General features: G+C 64.0%; 17 protein-coding genes. 5 read left to right on the top strand and 12 right to left on the bottom strand.

Going from position 1 to position 20,245, the window contains the following annotated elements:
- Positions 1-132: 132 nt before the first annotated feature.
- Positions 133-561 (bottom strand): Lrp/AsnC family transcriptional regulator, encoded by a 429-nt coding sequence (locus tag FJ974_RS03865; protein WP_140537901.1) that lies wholly within the window; start codon positions 559-561, stop codon positions 133-135.
- 127 nt (positions 562-688) lie between these two features.
- On the opposite strand from FJ974_RS03865, the gene FJ974_RS03860 reads away from it, so the two are divergent.
- Positions 689-1,792: a saccharopine dehydrogenase family protein gene (locus FJ974_RS03860; RefSeq protein ID WP_140537903.1), complete on the top strand. Its 1,104-nt coding sequence runs from the start codon at positions 689-691 to the stop codon at positions 1,790-1,792.
- A 166-nt stretch (positions 1,793-1,958) separates the two neighbouring features.
- Here FJ974_RS03860 and lpdA read toward each other — a convergent pair whose 3' ends face one another.
- From lpdA to FJ974_RS03840, 4 genes are all read right to left on the bottom strand, one after another.
- Positions 1,959-3,356, bottom strand: coding sequence for a dihydrolipoyl dehydrogenase (gene lpdA, locus FJ974_RS03855; RefSeq protein ID WP_140537905.1), 1,398 nt, complete (start codon positions 3,354-3,356; stop codon positions 1,959-1,961).
- A gap of 192 nt (positions 3,357-3,548) precedes the next feature.
- Positions 3,549-4,964 (bottom strand): dihydrolipoamide acetyltransferase family protein, encoded by a 1,416-nt coding sequence (locus FJ974_RS03850; protein WP_140537906.1) that lies wholly within the window; start codon positions 4,962-4,964, stop codon positions 3,549-3,551.
- A 1-nt stretch (position 4,965) separates the two neighbouring features.
- Entirely contained in the window at positions 4,966-5,979 is a 1,014-nt protein-coding gene (locus tag FJ974_RS03845) for an alpha-ketoacid dehydrogenase subunit beta (protein ID WP_140537908.1), read from the bottom strand.
- Between the two features lie 2 nt (positions 5,980-5,981).
- On the bottom strand, positions 5,982-7,214 hold the full coding sequence (locus FJ974_RS03840; RefSeq protein ID WP_140537910.1) for a thiamine pyrophosphate-dependent enzyme: 1,233 nt from the start codon (positions 7,212-7,214) through the stop codon (positions 5,982-5,984).
- Positions 7,215-7,551: 337 nt separating this feature from the next.
- Between FJ974_RS03840 and FJ974_RS03835 the strand changes: the two genes are divergently transcribed.
- The 3 genes from FJ974_RS03835 to FJ974_RS03825 all read left to right on the top strand — a co-directional run bounded on the left by FJ974_RS03835 (position 7,552) and on the right by FJ974_RS03825 (position 10,102).
- Entirely contained in the window at positions 7,552-8,496 is a 945-nt protein-coding gene (locus FJ974_RS03835; protein ID WP_140537912.1) for a hypothetical protein, read from the top strand.
- Between the two features lie 54 nt (positions 8,497-8,550).
- Complete coding sequence (holA, locus tag FJ974_RS03830) at positions 8,551-9,594, top strand: DNA polymerase III subunit delta (protein WP_140537913.1); 1,044 nt, start codon at positions 8,551-8,553, stop codon at positions 9,592-9,594.
- Positions 9,595-9,820: 226 nt separating this feature from the next.
- Complete coding sequence (locus tag FJ974_RS03825) at positions 9,821-10,102, top strand: GIY-YIG nuclease family protein (protein ID WP_140537915.1); 282 nt, start codon at positions 9,821-9,823, stop codon at positions 10,100-10,102.
- 118 nt (positions 10,103-10,220) lie between these two features.
- Here FJ974_RS03825 and FJ974_RS03820 read toward each other — a convergent pair whose 3' ends face one another.
- The 7 genes from FJ974_RS03820 to mnmE form a co-directional block, all read right to left on the bottom strand.
- Positions 10,221-11,006, bottom strand: coding sequence for a DUF2182 domain-containing protein (locus tag FJ974_RS03820; protein ID WP_140537917.1), 786 nt, complete (start codon positions 11,004-11,006; stop codon positions 10,221-10,223).
- A 32-nt stretch (positions 11,007-11,038) separates the two neighbouring features.
- Positions 11,039-11,671, bottom strand: a complete 633-nt coding sequence (locus tag FJ974_RS03815; protein ID WP_413468333.1) for a DUF1326 domain-containing protein — start codon at positions 11,669-11,671, stop codon at positions 11,039-11,041.
- 508 nt (positions 11,672-12,179) lie between these two features.
- Complete coding sequence (locus FJ974_RS03810) at positions 12,180-13,067, bottom strand: ParB/RepB/Spo0J family partition protein (protein ID WP_140537921.1); 888 nt, start codon at positions 13,065-13,067, stop codon at positions 12,180-12,182.
- 52 nt (positions 13,068-13,119) lie between these two features.
- Entirely contained in the window at positions 13,120-13,917 is a 798-nt protein-coding gene (locus tag FJ974_RS03805; protein ID WP_140537923.1) for a ParA family protein, read from the bottom strand.
- Between the two features lie 17 nt (positions 13,918-13,934).
- A complete protein-coding gene (gene rsmG / locus FJ974_RS03800; RefSeq protein ID WP_140537925.1) occupies positions 13,935-14,576 on the bottom strand; it encodes a 16S rRNA (guanine(527)-N(7))-methyltransferase RsmG in 642 nt (213 codons plus the stop codon).
- Complete coding sequence (gene mnmG / locus FJ974_RS03795; RefSeq protein ID WP_140537927.1) at positions 14,573-16,447, bottom strand: tRNA uridine-5-carboxymethylaminomethyl(34) synthesis enzyme MnmG; 1,875 nt, start codon at positions 16,445-16,447, stop codon at positions 14,573-14,575. The genes rsmG and mnmG overlap by 4 nt, the downstream gene beginning before the upstream one ends.
- A gap of 162 nt (positions 16,448-16,609) precedes the next feature.
- Positions 16,610-17,920, bottom strand: coding sequence for a tRNA uridine-5-carboxymethylaminomethyl(34) synthesis GTPase MnmE (gene mnmE, locus FJ974_RS03790; protein ID WP_140537929.1), 1,311 nt, complete (start codon positions 17,918-17,920; stop codon positions 16,610-16,612).
- A gap of 130 nt (positions 17,921-18,050) precedes the next feature.
- On the opposite strand from mnmE, the gene FJ974_RS03785 reads away from it, so the two are divergent.
- Positions 18,051-20,111: a thioredoxin domain-containing protein gene (locus FJ974_RS03785; RefSeq protein ID WP_140537931.1), complete on the top strand. Its 2,061-nt coding sequence runs from the start codon at positions 18,051-18,053 to the stop codon at positions 20,109-20,111.
- Positions 20,112-20,245: the final 134 nt, after the last annotated feature.

Genomic DNA, 20,245 nt, shown 5'->3' with positions numbered 1-20,245 from the left:
GTCACGCCGGCTTTCGCCAATCACCAATGCTGCAGAAAAAGCGCCGGCGTCGAAGCTGCCAATCTCCCCCCCTTGAGGGGGAGATGTCCGGCAGGACAGAGAGGGGGGCCTCGCGCCAGCATCTCAGGCCCCCTACCGATCCACCCGTGTCGACAGAATAATCGACGACGACGTCCGCTCTACGCCATCCATCGCCCCGATCCTATCGAGCAGCGCGTCGAGGTCGCGGATCGATGGCGCGTCGACGATGACGATCATGTCGAAATTGCCGCTCACCGAATGCAGCGTGCGGACCTGCGGCAGCGCCTGCAGGCTGCGCACCACCTTGTCGGCGAGCTTTGGCGTGACCGTGAGCAGCACATGCGCCTTGACCAACCCCTGCTCATAGTCCGGCGATAATCTCACGCCATAGCCGGCGATGATGCCGCGCTGCTCCAGGCGCTCGATCCGGCTCTGCACAGTGGTGCGCGACACGCCGAGCTGCCGCGCCAACTCGGCGGTCGACGCGCGCGCGTTGGCCCGCAACAGCGTAAGCAGCGCCTGTTCGGCTTCGCTGATCATTTCGACGATCCTTATCGGCATATTGCGCAAAATGGTGCTTCGTTTCGATAGATTCCACGCTTCCATTCGACCGGCAAGCTGAGATTCTTGCGACTCAAGAAATCAGCTTCAGGCGAGGGATCGGATCATGAAGAAAATCGTTGTCGTCGGCGCCGGCAAAATCGGCTCGACCATTGCCGAAATGCTTAGCTCCACGGGTGACTATCGCGTCACGCTCGTCGACCGCGCGGCGGCCCAGCTCACCGCCGCCGAATTGCCGGCCGGCGTCGAGACGCTGGAGCTGGATATCGCCGCCCCCGGTGCGCTGGAGAAAACCCTTGCCGGCAAATTCGCGGTGCTGAGCGCAGCACCTTTCCATCTCACCACGCGCATCGCCGAAGCCGCAGCCGCCATCGGCGTGCACTATCTCGACCTCACCGAGGACGTCGTCAGCACCCGCCGGGTCAAGGAACTGGCGCGTTCCGGAAAGAGCGCTTTCATCCCGCAATGCGGGCTGGCGCCGGGCTTCATCTCGATCGTCGCCAACGATCTCGCCAGCCGCTTCGACACGCTGGAGAGCGTGCGCATGCGCGTCGGCGCGCTGCCGCAATATCCGTCGAACGCGTTGAACTACAACCTCACCTGGAGCACGGACGGCGTCATCAACGAATATTGCGAACCCTGCGAGGCGATCGTCGAGGGCGAGCTGATCGAGGTGCCGCCGCTGGAGGAGCGCGAGGAATTCTCGCTCGACGGCGTCACCTACGAGGCCTTCAACACCTCGGGCGGGCTGGGCACTCTGGCCGAGACGCTGAAGGGCAAGGTGCGTACGCTGAACTACCGCACCATCCGCTACCCCGGCCACGCCGCGATCATGAAGGCGCTGCTCAACGATCTCGGCCTGCGCCATCGCCGCGACGTGCTGAAGGATATCTTCGAGAGCGCCCTGCCGGCGACGCTGCAGGACGTGGTCATCGTCTTCGTCACCGTTTCGGGCCGCAGACAGGGACGTCTGCTGCAGGAGACCTACGCCAACAAGATCTATTCCAAGCGCGTCGGCGACGTCGTGCGCAGCGCCATCCAGATCACCACCGCCTCCGGCATCTGCGCCGTGCTCGACATGCTGGCCGACTGCTCGCTGCCGGCGACCGGCTTCGTCAAGCAGGAGGACATCGCGCTCGACGCCTTCCTCGCCAACCGCTTCGGCCGCGCCTACGCCCAGCACGAGATGGTAAGCCGGCTGGCGGGATGAGAGGTGCGGCTCCCCCTTCCCCCTTGTGGGGGAAGGTGTCGCCGAAGGCGACGGATGAGGGGTGCTCCAGGGAAAGCCAGCGCCTCACTTCGCTGGAACACCCCTCATCCGTCTCGGCGCTGCGCGCCGATCCACCTTCTCCCACAGGGGGAGAAGGAAGAAGCGCTCAAATATGCAGCGCGTGCCCCAGGCCCTTCAGCGCCGCTTCCTGGAACGCCTCGCCCTGCGTCGGATGGGCATGGATCGTCCCCGCGATATCCTCCAGCCGCGCGCCCGTTTCCAGCGCCAGGCCGAACGCCGCCGATAGTTCCGATACACTCTGCCCGACCGCCTGGATGCCAAGCACCAGATGGTTATCCGCACGCGCCACGACCCGCACAAAACCGTCCTCGCCCTGTTTGGTCATGGCGCGGCCGTTGGCGGCAAAGGGGAATAGCCCGATCTTCATTTCGCCGCCCAGGGCCTTGGCCTCCTCCGGCGACAGGCCGGCGGTGACCAGTTCCGGATCGGTGAAGCAGATTGCCGGAATGACGCGCTTGTCCCAGCTGCGCTTATGGCCGGCGACGATCTCGGCCACCATCTCGCCCTGCGCCATGGCGCGATGCGCCAGCATCGGCTCGCCGGTGACGTCGCCGATGGCGTAGATGCCGCGCATCGATGTTCGGCACTGGTCGTCGATGCGGATGAATTTGCCGGCCATGTCGAGGTCGATCTGCTCCAGGCCCCAGCCATCGGTGAGCGGCCTGCGGCCGACCGTGACCAGGATCCTGTCGGCGGCAACCTTGGCGTTCTTGCCGTCGGCAGTCTCGACCAGCAGCGCATCGCCCTTTGTCGACAGCCCCTTGGCCTTGGCGCCTGTCATCACCTCGACGCCGAGTTCGGCTAGCCGCTTCAGCACAGGCCTTGTCAGCTCCGCGTCATACTGCGCCAGCACCCGCGGCAGCGCTTCGACCACGCTCACCTTGCCCCCCATCCTGGCGAAGGCCATGCCGAGTTCGAGCCCGATATAACCGCCGCCGACGACCGCGAGTGTCTTTGGAACTTCGCTCAGCGCCAGTGCTTCCGTCGAGGAGATGACAGGGCCGCCGAAGGGCAGGAAAGGCAGTTCGACCGGCGCCGAGCCGGTGGCGATCACCACCGTCTCGGCGCGAATGACCTGCACGCCGGTCTCGGTCTCGACCGCGACAGTCTTGCCGTCGCGAAACGTCGCCCAGCCATGCACGGTCTTGACCCTGGCTTTCTTCAGCAGCCCGGCGACGCCGCCCGTCAGCCGGCTAACGATACCGTCCTTCCAGGCGACCGTCTTGGCCAGGTCGAGCGTCGGCGCGGCGACCGCAATGCCGAGCGGGCTCTTGCCGCCGGCCATATGCGCGACCTTCTCGAACTCCTCCGCCGCATGGATGAGTGCCTTGGACGGAATGCAGCCGACATTGAGGCAGGTGCCGCCCGGCTTGCCGAACTCGACGATCACCGTGTCGATGCCGAGCTGGCCGGCGCGGATGGCGCAGACATAGCCGCCCGGTCCGGCACCGATGACGAGCAGCTTGCAGGAGATTTCTTTCATGTCAGCTGCTTCCTTTCGGCGAAGGCCCCCTCATCCGGCCGCTTCGCGGCCACCTTCTCCCCGGTGGGGAGAAGAGGCTGGCGCCGGCGCTCTCCTCTCCCCTCGGGGAGAGGTCGGATTGCCCCGAATTGCCCTTCGCAATTCGGTTGGCAATCCGGGTGAGGGGGAGCTTTCGAGATCGCCCCATCCCCACTACTCCACGAAAATCAGCGCCGGCGTCTCCAGCAGCGTCTTGATCCGCTGCACGAAGACCGCCGCATCCCAGCCGTCGATGACGCGATGGTCGAAGCTCGACGACAGGTTCATCATCTTGCGCGGAATGAACCGGGTGCCGTCCCATACCGGCCGCACCATCATCTTGTTGACGCCGACGATCGCCACTTCCGGATAATTGATCACCGGCGTCGTCGCCACGCCGCCCATGGCGCCGAGCGAGGTGATGGTGATGGTCGAGCCGGAGAGCTCCTCGCGCGTCGCCGTGCCGGATTTCGCCGCTTCGGCCAGCCGGTTGACCTCCGCCGCGCAATCCCAGATGTCGCGCGCCTCGGCATGCTTCACCACCGGCACCACCAGCCCGGTGGGCGTCTGCGCGGCGATGCCGATATGGATGCCTTCATGCTGGTGGATGATTCCGGCCTCGTCGTCGAACAGCGCGTTGAGGTTGGGCTGGTCGGCGATCGCCTTGACCATCGCCCGCATCAGGAAGGGCAGCAGCGTCAGCTTTGGCCGTTCTGCCCCTTTGGCGGCGCGCTTCTCCTTGTTGAGCACGGCGCGCAACTCCTCGAGCGCCGTGACGTCGATCTCCTCGACATAGGTGATGTGCGGGATGCGCGATTTGGCGATCGACATTTTTTCGGCGATCTTGCGCCTGAGGCCGACGACCCTGATGTCCTCGACGCCGTCTTTGGGTGCAAAGCCGGGCGCGCGGGCAAGCTGCGGCCCGCGTGCCAGGAAGGCGTCGATGTCCTCATGGCCGATGCGGCCGGCCGGCCCGCTGCCCGCAACCTGGCGCAGATCGATGCCGGCTTCCTTGGCGCGCAGCCGCACGGCCGGCGAGGCCAGCGGCTTCTCGCCTTCAGGGCGCGGGGCGCTGCTGGCCCTGGGTCTGACGCCGTCGCGTGGCGCGCTGCTGATCCTGGACCTGACGCCGTCATCCTCGGGCTTGTCCCGAGGATCTACCGACCTCCCGGAACTGGGCGCGTCATATCCGCGTGGGACGGCAGATCCTCGGGACAAGCCCGAGGATGACGGCGCTAAATTGGGTGATGATGGCTCCAGGCCTGAGGACGGGCGAGCCGCCGCATCGTCAGGCGTACGTTCCGCCGTAACGTCTGCAAGCGTCGAGTCCGCCTTCACATTGCCCTCGCCCGCCACTTTCAGCCGCACGATCGGCGAGCCGATCGCCACCGTGTCGCCGATCTCCGCGCCCAGCCACAGAATCTCGCCGTCGACCGGCGAGGGGATTTCCACCGTCGCCTTGTCGGTCATCACCGCCGCCAGCACCATGTCCTCGCGCACCAGATCGCCGACCTTGACATGCCACTCGACCAGCTCGGCCTCGGCGACGCCTTCGCCGACATCGGGCAATTTGATGACGTGCTCGCCCATGTCAGGCTCCCATGGTTTCAATCAGGGCACGGCCAACGCGGGCCGGTCCCGGGAAATACTCCCATTCCTGCGCATGCGGATAGGGCGTGTCCCAGCCGGCGACGCGGGCCACCGGCGCCTCCAGGTGGTAGAAGCAGTGCTCCTGCACCAGCGATACCAGCTCGGCGCCGAAGCCCGAGGTCAGCGTCGCCTCATGCACCACCACGCAGCGACCGGTCTTCTTCACCGAGGTTACGATGGCGTCGAGGTCGAGCGGCAGCAGCGTCCTCAGATCGATGATCTCGGCATCGATGCCGGTCTCCTCGGCCGCGGCCTCGGCGACATAGATCATGGTGCCGTAGGCAAGCACGGTGACCGCCGCGCCCTGCCGGCGGACCGCCGCCTTGCCGAGCGGAACGGTGTAGTGCCCGTCGGCGACTTCGCCGAGCTCGTGCTTCGACCAGGGCGTCACCGGCCGGTCGTGATGGCCGTCGAACGGGCCGTTGTAGAGCCGCTTCGGCTCGAGGAAGATCACCGGGTCCGGGTCCTCGATCGCCGCGATCAGCAATCCCTTGGCGTCGTGCGGATTGGAGGGCACGATCACCTTCAGGCCGGAGACATGGGTGAACAGCGCTTCCGGGCTCTGGCTGTGCGTCTGACCGCCGAAGATGCCGCCGCCGGTCGGCATGCGCACCACGATCGGGCAGGTGAAATCGCCGTTCGAACGATAACGCAATCGCGCTGCCTCCGAGACGATCTGGTCGTAAGCCGGATAGACATAGTCGGCAAACTGCACCTCGACGCAGGGCTTCAGGCCATAGGCCGCCATGCCGATGGCCGAGCCGACGATGCCGGATTCGCTGATCGGCGCGTCGAAGCAGCGGCTCTTGCCGTATTTGGCCTGCAGGCCTTGCGTGGCGCGAAAGACGCCGCCGAAGAAGCCGACATCCTCGCCATAGACGATGACTTGGCTGTCTCGCCCCATCGACACGTCCATGGCGTCGCGGATCGCCTCGATCATGGTCCTTCTTGGCATGGTCAGACCCCCGCCTGCTGGCGCTGGCGCCTCAGATGCGGCGGCATCTCGGCATAGACGCCCTCGAACATGTCGCGCGTCGACGGCTTGCCGCCGGCATGCAGCGTGCCGTGGCTCTCGGCTTCCCTCTGCGCCGCGATCACCGTTTCCAGGATCTCGGCTTCCGCCTGGGTATGGCGCGCCTCCGACCAGACTTTCCTGTGGATGAGATGGTTCTTCAGCCGGATGATCGGATCGCCGAGCGGCCAGGCGTCGGACTCGGCCTTCGGCCGGTAGGCCGACGGATCGTCCGAGCTCGAATGCGCGCCGGCGCGGTAGGTGACATATTCGACCAGCGTCGGCCCGAGATTCTTCCGCGCCCGTTCCGCCGCCCATTTGGCGACGGCGTGCACGGCGAGGTAGTCGTTGCCGTCGACGCGCAGCGCCGGAATGCCGAAGCCGAGACCGCGCGCGGCAAAAGTGCCGGATCCGCCGCGCGCAATGCCCTGGAACGTCGAGATCGCCCACTGGTTGTTGACGACATTGAGGATGACCGGCGCCTTGTAGGTCGAGGCGAACACCAGCGCCGAATGGAAATCGGACTCCGCCGTCGAGCCGTCGCCGATCCAGCCCACGGCGATGCGCGAATCGTTGGAGATGGCGGAAGCCATCGCCCAGCCGACTGCCTGGATATACTGTGTCGCCAGATTGCCGGAGATCGAGAAGAAGCCGTGCTCCTTCGACGAGTACATGATCGGCAATTGCCGGCCTTTCAGCGGGTCGGCCTCGTTCGAGTAGATCTGGTTCATCATCGTGACCATCGGGTAGCCGTCGGCGATGAGCAAACCTGCTTGGCGATACGTCGGAAAATTCATGTCGCCCGGTTGCAGCGCCTTGCGGAAGGCGCAGCTCACCGCCTCTTCGCCGAGATGCTGCATGTAGAAGGAGGTCTTGCCCTGGCGCTGCGCCATCTGCATGCGCGCATCGAAGGTCCTGAGCGTCATCATATGGCGCAGCCCTTCGAGCAGTTCCTCGTCGGAAAGCAGGCCGGCCCAAGGCCCGACCGCCTCGCCGGCGCGGTTGAGCACGCGGATGATCGAAAAGGCCATGTCGCGGATGGCGCGCGGGTCGACATCGATCTCCGGGCGCTGCACCGAACCCGCCTTGGCAATGGTCACATTCGAGAAGTCGGGCGTGCCGCCTGGGCGAACCTCGGGCTCGGGCACATGGAAGCGCAACATTCCAGCCTCGGCCATGACCTTCATCCTCCCATGTTGCCGGTGCGATATTTGCACATCCGCGCCGCCATTTCATCGGGCGAGAAGGCGGCCGTCCTCGCGGTCGTCAACTTCGTGGAGGCTGCTGCGGCACACGGGTGACAAGATGCAGATATGGCGCCGAAGTTTCTTGTCGATCTTTGTTGACGCCGCGCAATTTGGCGAATGCTGACAGGCGTCTCGGCGCAAGATGCGGCAAGTCCTGCAAATCGGGTCAGATCCACCTGCCCTGCAGGAGGCGCGTTCCACCGTGATTCAGGTTGCGCCCGCCGCTCGCAAAACCCTATCCTAACAGGATCGTGTGGGAGAGGCGGCAATGCAACGACGATCGCGGGCCTTCGCCGCTTTGACGATTGCGATGTTTCTGGTCGGACAAGGTCGACCTGTTTTCGCCCAGTCGGACGCCCAGTCAAACGATTGCATCAGCATCTTCTATCGTACGAAGGATGCTGCTTGCCTTAATCGCCTCATCGCCAGCCTGGATAAGCTTCCGCCCGGGGTTGAGAACGGAACGTTCATAGGTTTCTTCGCGGCGTTGTTCGACAGTTCGCCGGAACTGCGGCAAAAGCTGCTGGATGGCGTACCCTCCGATCGCGCGGCCAGCACCTATCTGGCCGCTCTTCGCAAGGCTGGCCTCGTGGACGAAGCGCAGCGTTTCGCGGCGAGCCGAAAACTGGAAGATGCAACACCCCCAGGCGCCGTGCCTCTGAAAACGGTGGTACCCGTGTCCGTGCCGCTGGACAACGATTTGCTGCTGGGCGCCTATATGGCGACGGGAGACTTGTCCCACATAGATCGTATTCTTGAAAATCTGCGAACCAGCCGTGACGGAATGGCGGCGGACGCTATCCGAATAGGTTTAATCATGGGGAAATTCGGGGGCGCGGTGGCCCCAGGGCGCCCCAACATCATGATTGTCGCTGCTTGCAGGAAATATGGCTGCCCCAGGAATCAGCCATCGATGGATATGATGCGCTCGCTGACGATCGCATCGGCTGTATGGGCCCTACAGTCGATAGCTAAGAACGACGTTTCTGTAAAAAAGGAACTCAATCGCTTCTTCCAGAACGACCCTCACTTGGCGGCTATTTTCACAAGGGAGCAGAGCGCCTTTGCCAATTATTTGACCCTAGTGGGTTTGTGGTCGGTCAAGAAAGACGGATCGCTTGATGCGGTGTTGACGGATTACGAACGCTTAGGCGCTGCCGATGCCTTGCTTGAGCCTGACAAGCTCCTCAAATCTCTCGAAGACAAGAAATAGCTGCAGCCGCCGAGGTTTGTTCACCCGGCGGTCGCACCATGCTAACCAACCGCTATGGCACAGAAGAAAGGATACGAGGTCGATTCGTGGCTGGCGAAGCCCGATCCCGCCATGGGAATCGTCCTGCTTTACGGTCCCGACCGCGGCCTTGTCGCCGAGCGGGCAAAAACCTTCGCCGCGAAAACCGGCCTTCCGCTCGACGATCCGTTCTCGGTGGTCAAGCTCGACGGCGCGGAAGTCGACCGCGACCAGGGCCGCCTGCTCGACGAGGCGCGCACCGTGCCGATGTTTTCCGATCGGCGGCTGCTGTGGGTACGCAATGCCAGCGGCCAGAAGGCGCTGGCCGATGACGTCAAGGCGCTGACGGCCGAGCCCGCGCGCGATGCCATGATCCTGATCGAAGCCGGCGACCTGAAGAAGGGCGCCGGGCTGCGTGCCGTCGTCGAGGCTGCCGGCAACGCCATGGCCCTGCCCTGCTACGCCGATGAGGCGCGGGACCTCGACACCGTCATCGACGACGAATTGCGCAAAGGTGGCATGTCGATGGCGCTCGACGCCAGGCAGGCGCTGCGCCGCAATCTCGGCGGCGACCGGCTGGCCTCGCGCGGCGAGATCGAGAAGCTGATGCTTTATGCCTACGGCCGGAAGGAAATCACCCTCGACGATGTCAACGCCATGTCCGGCGACGTCTCCGGAACGTCGTTCGACGATGCGGTCGATGCCGTGCTCGACGGCAAGATCGGCGATTTCGACATCGCCTTCACCCGCCACTGCCAGTCCGGCGGCCACCCCTTCCTGGTGCTGTCCTCGGCGATGCGGCAATTGCAGCAAATCCAGGTCATGCGCGGCCAGATGGAGGCGGGCGGCCGCAATGCCGCGACGGTGGTCGCCGCCGCCCGTCCGCCGGTCTTCTTCACGCGGCGCAAGCTGGTCGAAAAAGTGCTGGAGCGCTGGAGCACGGATGCGCTCGGCCGCGCGCTCAACCGTCTGCAGGCCGCCGTGCTGCAGACGCGCAAGCGGCCGGATTTGTCCGAGGCGCTGGCAAGACAGGCGCTGCTCGGCATCGCGGTGGAGAGTGCGAGGCTGGGGCAAAGGTAAACGCCGGCGATTGGCGACGGCCGGGGCGACAGCTGATCTCCTCCTTGTAAGGGAGATGGCAGGCAGGCCAAAGGAGTGCTGTCCCGCCAGCGCATCCTTCGTCATTCTAGGGCGGAGCAAGGAGCGAAGCGACGCGCGCAGACCCTAGAATCCATGCCGTGACATTGGCCGTAGACTGCTGCCGTCCAGAATAGCCGTTGGCGACAGCGCCAGCTAAGATCGCAACATGACCGGCTATGTTTATATGACCGCGAGCCAGAAAGGCGGCACGATCTATATCGGTGTCACCAATGACCTGGCTCGTCGGATGCCCGAGCACAAGACCGGCCAAGGTTCCAGCTTCACCAGACGTTACGGCGTGCAGCGTCTGGTCTGGTACGAGGAGTATTTCACCGACGCCATCCAGCGAGAGACGTCATTGAAGCGCTGGTCGCGCCAATGGAAGGTTGAATTGATCGAGAGGTCCAATCCTGAATGGTTCGAGTTGTTTCGCGGAATTGGCTGGTGAATGTCCTGAACCGTCGCTGCGCTCAGGCGTCACGGCATGGATTCTAGGGTCTGCGCGCGTCGCTTCGCTCCTTGCTTCGCCCTAGAATGACGAAGGATATATCCTGCCCTGTCGTTGCTCAATTCATCATCATGGCGTCCATCGGCCGGAAGGTTGGTAGCGCCTGCGGAGCGACCAGCACCGTCGCGCCGTAAAGGAGCAGGGCGACACCCGAAACCTTTGCTATCCTTTCTCCCGATCGGAGCGTCTTTTCTGCAAAGATCAGCAAGGTGACCACGGCCATTGCGGCGATGTTCATGATCCCGAGGGGAAAAAGAGCGAGAAACAAAAGCCAGCAGCAGCCCAGGCAAAAGAGCCCATGCTCGAGGCCCATGCGCACCGCGCCCCACTGACCATCGCGCCAGGACGTCAGGATGAAACCAATCGGCGTGCGGCATTTGCCCAGACATAGATCCTTCAGCGGGGAGAGTTGATAGGCACCCCCTATCATCAGCAGCACGCCGCCGATGCGTGCGGCCGTCGCCGCGGACAAGCCCACGTGCCCGGCAAGCATCTCCGCACCCGCCGCGCCGGCAAAGGCGAGAATGCCCATCGCGCCCCAGACCAGCATATATCCGGCCACGAACACCCAGGTCGCGACGAAGGTCTCGCCGCGGCCCTGTTTGCCGGCCTGGACCTGGTGGAACGTCAGGATCATGGGTGCGGCCGTTGGAAACATCATGGCAATCATCATGATCATCCAGACGGCAAGAAACAGCGGCGCCTTCATGCCCATGGTGAGCGATATGCCCATGGGCATGGCCGCGTCCGGCCCGATCTGTTGCCAGGCAAGCAGGCTCCATGCCGCCGCGGCGATAGCGATCAGCAGCGCAAGAATGATGTTTCGCTGCAACGTCAGCGCCATAGTCGAATCCATTCCGGCTATGTCGCCAACGGCTACTGCTGGCCGGACCAATTGATTGGAGCGTAGTGTCCGTTGCGGCGGGAATTATCCCAGCTCATGCCATGGTCGCTGAACGTGCTGCCTTCTGACCCCATCGCCAAAGCGAGCCAGTCGGGATTGACGGGATGGCCGGTGGCCGCCCACATCTGCCCGTCCTCACGCATTGTCGGCAGCGGTTCGACCGCCATATGCATGATGCCCGCTATCTCCGCCGACCGCCTTTTGCCCTCTATCCGGTAGCTTATCGGCACCTTCCTGGCTCCGAGATTCGTGCCGATCATGGGTGCCAGCACCGCCATCGGACCACCCGCGGCGCCGGTGAAGATCGCGCCCAGCGCCTCTGCTTGCCCGTCATCGGCTCGATCGTCGATATAGGCGGCAGCGGTCCAATTGCCGTCCGCCATCGGACCCGGCGCGTGAGCGACCATCGCGACGCTGAGGTTGTCCAATCGAACATCGCCGTAATTGCCCTTGTCGATATGAAAGACGAGGCCGACGTCGCAGACGCCTCTCGTCGGCGTCGAAGTCAGCTGCGCGTTGGTGGATAACAGGCAGGGACATACGACATCGCAGTTACAATTTTCGAAGTAACTTCCAGACAACTGCCAACTGACTGCCATTTGCACCTCCCACTTGCGTCGGGCGCGTCGGCGTATCGCTTTGGCGGTGCCACTTTCACGAATATTGCAGGAATGGCCTCACCACGACCGATCGGCACACCAGGCATGCAATTAAGCTGCACCTAATTTAGGGTACGCCGTTGCCGGGCACTGTCAACCCACAGGCGCCGACGCTGGCGAAGGGAAGCGCGGGGGCAGCGCGGATGATCTCCCCCCTCGAGGGGAGATGTTGCCGGAGGCGACAGAGGGGGTCGCCGCGCGTGGAGCGCCAGCGCCTTTTTACGTTGACAGACCATGTTGGCGATTTACGTCGAACGACCCCTTCAGGCCTGCCGGCCATCTCCCCCTCAAGGGGGGAGATTAATCGCTTCACCGATTTCGCCAATCCCCAACGCCCGCAAAAAAGGGCCAGCTTAGCGGCCGGCCCTTCCAGTTGTCTATCACCGATATATCAGACATGCCTCCCTAATCTCCGACGTCATATATCAGCCGAATATCATTGGGCCCCAGAGGTTTACCGCTCATCCTTCAACCGCCGGCACAGCTCGTCAAGCTGCTCCAGCGTCCGGTAGGCAACGCGAATCGAGCCGCCCTTGCCCTTGTGCTCGATCGTGACGATCATGCCGATCGTGTCGGTCATCAGCTTCTCCAGCGCCAGCGTGTCGGGATCCTTTTCCGGCGCGCTCGGCGCGGACTTCACCTTCGCCGGCGTCGGGCCGGCCGGCATCTGCGCCAGCGCCTCGGCCTGGCGCACCGAAAGCCCTTCCTCGACGATGCGCTTGGCAAGCCCGGCCGGGTCCTCGGCCGTCACCAGCGTGCGCGCGTGGCCGGCCGACAGCGCGCCATCGACCAGCATGTCGCGGATGACCTCCGGCAGCTTCAAAAGCCGCAGCGTGTTGGCGACATGGCTGCGGCTCTTGCCGATGACATTGCCGAGATCGGCCTGTGTATAGCCGTGGTCGTCGATCAGTTGCTGATAGCCCTGCGCCTCCTCGACCGGGTTGAGGTCGGCGCGCTGCACGTTCTCGATGATCGCCAGCTCCAGCGCCGTGCGGTCGTTGACGTCCCGCACGATGACCGGAATCTCGGTCAGGCCGGCGCGCTGCGCCGCCCGCCAGCGCCGCTCGCCGGCGATGATCTCGTAGCGGCCGGGCTGCGACGGCGACGGCCGCGCCACCACCGGCTGCACCACGCCATGCTCGCGGATCGACTGGGCAAGATCGGTGAGCTCGGCATCGCCGAAATGCCGGCGCGGGTTTTTCGGGTTGGGGCTGATGAACTCGATCGGCACCTTGCCGTCGGCGGCCGGGCTCTGCTTTTCCGGCGCCGCCGGGCGGTCGATCTCGCCGATCAGCGCCGCAAGCCCGCGGCCCAGTCTTTTTCTCGATTGGTCTTCGCTCATTAGTCTGTCCAGATCGTTTCGGAATCGAATCGGCTAATTAACCGCGAATGGCTCAAGCGGCGCGCAGCTTGCGCTCGCGGCGGATCACCTCGGAGGCAAGCTGCAGGTAAGCCTGGCTGCCGGAGCATTTGAGATCGTAAAGGATCGCCGGCTTGCCGTAGGACGGCGCTTCGGAAACCCGCACATTGCGCGGGATGATCGTCTCGTAGACCTTGTCGCCCATATGTGTGCGCACGTCCTGCACCACCTGGTTGGCGAGATTGTTGCGGCCATCATACATAGTGAGCACGATGCCCTGGATCGTCAGCTCCGGGTTGATGGTGCGGCGCACCTGGTCGACGGTCTCGAGCAGTTGGCTGAGACCCTCCAGCGCGAAGAATTCGCATTGCAGCGGCACAAGAACCGAATCGGCCGCGGCCATTGAATTCAAGGTCAAAAGATTGAGCGAGGGCGGGCAGTCGAGCAGCACATAGCCGAACGGCGCCGCACGTTCGGCCGCGGCGCGCAGCGCGTTGCGCAGCCTGAGCACCCGGTCGGGCGCCGAGGCGATCTCCATTTCGATGCCGAGCAGATCGAGCGTCGAGGGAACGATCGACAGCCCGGGCACCGCCGTCGGCACCGCGGCCGCTTCCAGTTCGAGCTCGCCGGTCAGCACGTCGTAGGACGAGACGGTGCGGTCCTTGCGGTCGATGCCGAGGCCGGTGCTGGCATTGCCCTGCGGATCGAGATCGACGATCAGCACGCGCTCGCCGATCGCGGCCAGGGCCGTGGCCAGGTTGATGGCCGTCGTCGTCTTGCCGACACCGCCCTTCTGGTTGGCGACAGTGATGATACGCGGTCCAGTTTTCATGGGTCTATGCCAGTGATTCATTGCGGGTTCGCCGGGCGCAGATCGGATAGTTCGAGGATGACGCCGTAAGCGTCGGTCATGCTCGGATGTTCTATCAGATCGAAGGCCCAGCGGTGAGTGCTTTCTTCCACCTCAGCGCGGTAATCCCGGCCTTTGTGGAACAGCGCGCGCGTCCCTTTTGTCAGCCAGGGCGCCGCCAGATCGAGCAGATCCGGAAGCGCCGCCAGCGCCCGCGCGGTCACGATTTCCGGTTCCGGAACAAGGGCATAAACGTCGTCGATACGCCTTGCCAGGACACGCGCCGGCAGGTTGAACTGGCCGACGACGGCTTGCAGGAACGAGGCTTTCTTGCGGTTGCTTTCGACGAGGTCGATCGAAGCACCGTCGCGCTCGCAGAGCAGGAAACCGAGCACCAGACCCGGGAAACCGCCGCCCGAGCCGAGGTCGACCCAGCGCGTCGCGGCGGGAGCGATTCGGGCAAGCTGGGCGCTGTCCAGGATGTGGCGCCGCCAGACATCATCCAGCGTCGACGGCGCTGCCAGATTGATGCTGCGATTCCATCTCAGGAAAATCTGCTCGAAGGCCTGCAGCCGATCGAATGTTTCACGTGAAACCGGGCCTGCGGCTTTTTGCAGATCCGCCCACGCCTCAGCGCTCACGCAACATCCCTTCGCGCGGCAAGCTCGGCATTGCGGACATGCGCGACGATGATCGCCAGCGCCGCCGGCGTCATGCCTTCCATGCGCTGCGCGTCGGCGATCGAGCGCGGCTGGCGCGTCCGCATCTTCTGCTTCAACTCGTTGGACAAGCCGGGCACATTCGAGAAGTCGATCGCGTCGGGGATGAGCCGGGATTCCTCGTGCCGGACCTGGGCGACGTCGGCCTGCTGCCGTTCCAGATAGACGGAATATTTCGCTTCCGTTTCGAGACGCTCTGCCGTCCTGGCATCGACCGCTGCAAACCGAGGTTCGACGCGCGTCAGCCATGCGATGTCGACGCCTGGATGCGCCAGCAGGTCATAGGCGGACCGGCGCACGCCGTCCTTGTTGATCTCCAGCCCATGCCGCGCCGCCTCGTTCGGGGTGAAGGTGACGGCCTGCGCCAATGCCCGGGCCTGCTCGAGCCTTTGCATTACATCATTGAATCGCTGCATGCGTTCCGTGGAGGCGATCCCCAGCCCGGCAGCCAGCGGCGTCAGCCGCTCGTCGGCATTGTCGGCGCGCAGCGACAGCCGGAACTCGGCCCGCGAGGTGAACATGCGGTAGGGCTCGGCGATGCCGCGGCTGGTCAAATCATCGACCATGACGCCGATATAGGCCTCGGTGCGGCTGAGCACGATCTGCTCGCTATCGCCAGCCTTGCGCGCAGCATTGATACCGGCGAGCAGCCCTTGCGCGCCGGCCTCTTCATAGCCGGTCGTGCCGTTGATCTGTCCGGCCAGGAAGAGCCCGGCGATGCGCTTCGTCTCCAGCGTCTGGTTGAGTTCGCGCGGATCGACATGATCGTACTCGATGGCATAGCCGGGCTGCAGCATCGTTGCGCGCTCGAGCCCAGGAATCGTTTTCAGGATGTCCAGCTGCACGTCTTCCGGCAACGAGGTCGAGATGCCGTTCGGATAGACCGTATCGTCGTCAAGGCCTTCCGGCTCGAGAAAAATCTGGTGGCCTTCGCGGTCTCCGAACTTGACGATCTTGTCCTCGATCGACGGGCAATAGCGCGGACCCACGCCTTCGATCGAGCCGGAATACATGGCCGAGCGGCCGAGATTGGCGCGGATCAGCACATGCGTGGCCGGCGTCGTGCGCGTGATACCGCAGTGGATTTGCGGATTGGCGATGCTCTCGGTCATCAGCGAGAAGGGCACCGGATCCTCATCCGCCGCCTGGCTCTCCAGCGATGCCCAGTCGATGGTGCGGCCGTCGAGGCGAGGGGGCGTTCCTGTCTTCAACCGCCCGAGCCTGAAGCCGGCGCGGCTCATCGTCGCCGACAATCCCATGCTCGCCTGCTCGTTCATGCGCCCGGCGACGATCTTCTTCTCGCCGATATGGATCAGCCCGCGCAGGAAGGTGCCGGTGGTCAGCACCACGGCGCCGCAGGCCAGGCGGCGACCATCGGCCAGGAGAACCGCCACGACGCGCGCGTTTTCGATCTCGAAATCCAGGACCTCGCCCTCGACCACGTCGAGATCGTTCTGTTCCCGAATCGATGCCTGCATGGCAAGGCGATAGAGTTTCCGGTCGGCTTGGGTGCGCGGCCCGCGCACGGCAGGGCCCTTGCGGCGATTGAGCAGGCGGAACTGAATGCCGGCCGCATCGGCCACGCGGCCCATCAACCCGTCCATGGCGTCGATCTCGCGCACCAGATGGCCCTTGCCGAGACCGCCGATCGCCGGGTTGCAGGACATGACGCCGATCGTATCGAAGCGCAGCGTCACCAGCGCGGTCCTGGCGCCGGCGCGCGCGGCAGCGCTGGCCGCCTCGCATCCAGCATGGCCGCCGCCCACCACAACCACATCATAGTGATCGTTCATTTCAAGAGTCCAGTTTCAAGAGTGGCCGACACATGTGCCTGCGAGCCTGCGCTGTCAAGGATGCAGGCCGAAGTCGTTTCACGTGAAACAAAAATCAGCCGCGCTAACCGGGATGTTTCACGTGAATCATGGACAGGCATCGGCTGCATCGTTTCACGTGAATCATTTGCCAATGCAGAACTGCGAGAAGATGACGTCGAGCATGTCCTCGACATCGACGGCTCCGACAATTTTGCCCAGCCGGTCCGCAGCAAGCCGCAATTCCTCTGCCCGCAACTCCTGGCTATGCCCGGACAGCGCCGCCCCGAGAAATTTTCGCGTCTCTTGCAACAGCTCGACATGGCGCAGTCGCGACGGCAGAACATCACCGACGTCGCCAACCGCCACCTCCGCGCGCCGTCCGATCTCATCCAGCAAATCGGCCAACCCGGTTCCGTCTCTCGACGAGATAATCATGTCGTAGCCGCGCGAAGCCGCTTTGGCGAGATCGGCCTTGGTGCCGATCCTTAGCAGGGGCACATCCGTCGGAACAGCGCCAACCGGTAGCGGATCGACCATGTCCTCCAGCAACAGGACCAGATCCGCGCCGCCGGCCTTGGCCCGCGCCCTCTCTATGCCGATGGTCTCGACCTTGCCTGCCGTCTCGCGCAAACCGGCCGTGTCGACGACGCGCACCCGCATCCCGTTAAGGTCCAGCACCACTTCCAGAAGGTCGCGCGTCGTGCCCGGCTCGTCGGTGACGATCGCCGCCTCGCGCCGCGCCAGGGCATTGAACAGGCTGGACTTGCCGGCGTTGGGGGCGCCGAGGATCACCACCTCGAAGCCGTCGCGGATGATCTCGGCGGCGTGGAATCCTTTGATGTGTTGTTCGCTCTCAGCGACCATTGCCGCAACATCGAGCCAGACCGCATCCGCAACCGAACCCGGCACATCGTCCTCATCGGCAAAGTCGATCTCGGCTTCGATCATAGCCCGGGCATGGATCAGCCGCCGGCGCCAACTCGCATAGAGTTCGCTCTGCGCACCCTCGGCGTTGCGCAGGGCAAAGCGGCGCTGCGCCTCGGTCTCGGCATTGACGAGATCGGCGAGCGCCTCGGTCTCGACCAGATCGAGCTTGCCATTGAGAAAGGCGCGGCGCGTGAACTCGCCGGCCTCGGCATGCCTGATGCTGTCGAAGCCGGTCATCGTCTCCAGCATCTTCGCCGCGACGGCGCGGCTGCCATGGACATGGAACTCGGCGACGTCCTCGCCGGTGAAGCTGCCGGGCCCGGGAAAAAACAACACCAGGCCATGGTCGATGACAGAGCCATCTGTTGCCTTGAACTTGCGATAGGCCGCCAAGCGATCCTTAACCGCGCCTCCGGCAATCGTTTCGACCACGAATCGAGTCTGCGGGCCTGAAATGCGGATAACGGCGATGCCGGCAGGCAGGCGGCCGCTCGAAAGCGCCACGATCGAATCCTTCGAAGCCATCTGGGAAACCATTTGCCCGACCTGCCGAACCGCCCTAGGTATCTTCTTCCACGCAATTCCGTACAGAAAGCCGCTGCGCAGCTTTCGCTGAATTGCTTTCACTCACCGACACCAAGCCGAGCCGCCCATCGTGACCCTGCCAGCGCGAAACCTGCTTGCCGATGAAGCGAGCCCTTATCTGCAGCAGCACAGCGACAATCCCGTGCACTGGCGGGCATGGTCGCCTGCCACCCTTGCCGAAGCGAAGGAACGCGGCCGCCCGATCCTGCTCTCTATCGGCTACGCCGCCTGCCATTGGTGCCATGTCATGGCGCATGAAAGCTTTGAGAACGATGCCGTTGCCGAAGTCATGAACCGGCTCTTCGTCAATATCAAGGTCGATCGCGAGGAGCGCCCGGACATCGACCAGATCTATATGGCAGCACTCCATGCCATGGGCGAGCAGGGCGGCTGGCCGCTGACCATGTTCCTGACCCCCGACGGCAAGCCGTTCTGGGGCGGCACCTATTTTCCGCGCGAGGCGCGTTATGGCCGGCCGGGTTTTATTCAAGTGCTTGAAGCTGTCGACAAGGCTTGGCGTGAAAAGCAACAAAGCCTTGCCGAAAGCGCCGACAGCCTGACTACCCATGTCGAACAGCGGTTGGCCGGCGGCCAGGGCAAAGCCGTGCTCGACCGCGGCACGCTTGCCGATCTCGCTGGCCGTGTCGAAGGCATGATCGATCGCGATCTCGGCGGCCTGCGTGGCGCGCCGAAATTCCCCAATGCGCCGTTCATGCAGACCTTGTGGCTGTCCTGGCTGCGCGACGGCGAGACCTCGCATCGCGACGCTGTTCTGCTCAGCCTCGAAAAGATGCTCGCCGGCGGCATCTACGATCATGTCGGTGGCGGCTTGAGCCGCTATTCGACCGACGCCGAATGGCTGGTGCCGCATTTCGAAAAAATGCTCTACGACAACGCCCAGCTCATCCGCATGTGCAACTGGGCCCATGCGGCGACCGGCAATGAGTTGTTCCGGGTACGAATCGAAGAGACGGTCGCCTGGCTATTGCGCGAAATGCGCGTCGAGGGCGGTGCCTTTGCAGCCAGTCTCGATGCCGACAGCGAAGGCCAAGAGGGGCTGTTCTACACCTGGAGCAATGGAGAGATCGAAGCAGCGCTCGGTGATGATTCAGCTTTGTTTTTCAAACACTTCGAGCTTGCGGCACCGCACGGATGGGAAGGCAAGCCGATCATCCGCCAAGGCGAGGCGAAGCAGGCCCAAAGCATTTCGGAATACAGTCAGCTTGTACCGCTCAAGGCAAAGCTGCTGGCCGCCCGGGAAAAGCGCGTCAGGCCTGGCCGCGACAGGAAGGCGCTCACCGACTGGAACGGCCTGATGATCGCCGCCCTCGCGGAGGCCGGCCGGTCCCTCGGCCGACAGGACTGGATCGACGCCGCGGCCAAGGCCTTTCACCACATTGTCGAGGCAAGCCGGGACGGGCGCCTGCCGCATTCCATGCTGGGCGCCAAGAAACTCTTTCCGGCGTTGTCGAGCGACTATGCGGCGATGGCGAATGCGGCGATCGCGCTATCCGAGGCGAGCGGCGATGCGACCTACGCGGCCCATGCTACGCATTTCATCGGCCAACTCGATAGCTGGCACCAGGACAGCGACAAGACCGGCTACTATCTGACGGCCTCCGACAGCTCCGACGTTCCGATCCGCATCCGCGGTGACGTGGATGAAGCCATTCCATCGGCCACCAGCCAGATTGTCGAAGCTTTGGTGCGGTTATCATCGCCGACCGGCGATCTCGAGCTCGGCGAAAAAGCCTGGGCTGTAGCCGAGCACGCGATGGGCCGCGCCGCGCAACAGGCCTATGGCCAGGCCGGCATCGTCAACGCCTGCGCTCTGGCGCTCGAGCCGTTGAAGCTGGTGCTCGTCGATTCCATAGAGAATCCAAGCCTTGTTCCGGTTGCGAATCGGAATCCGGACCCGCGCCGGGTCGACATTGTCGTGCCGGTCGGTACGGAAGCGAATCGGCCGACCTTGCCGGGCGGCGTTCTGCCGCCGACGGACAAGGCGGGCGCCTGGCTGTGCACCGGACAGGTGTGCCTGCCGGCGGTGACGGAGCCTGATGAGTTGGAGAAATTATTGCAGCGAAGCTGGAGTTCGTCATCCTCGGGCTTGACCCGAGGATCCATGCCGTGACGCCCGCCGAAGAAAGCAGCGGCGCAGAATTCTGCACCGCTGCAAAGCTCAACAGTAACGGCATGGATTCTAGGGTCTGCGCGCGTCGCTCCGCTCCTTGTTCCGCCCTAGAATGACGAAGAAAAGGGGCGGAC

This window comes from Mesorhizobium sp. B1-1-8 (assembly GCF_006442795.2).
In the GTDB taxonomy this organism is placed as follows: domain Bacteria; phylum Pseudomonadota; class Alphaproteobacteria; order Rhizobiales; family Rhizobiaceae; genus Mesorhizobium.
This window is presented reverse-complemented; position numbering and strand designations above follow the sequence as displayed.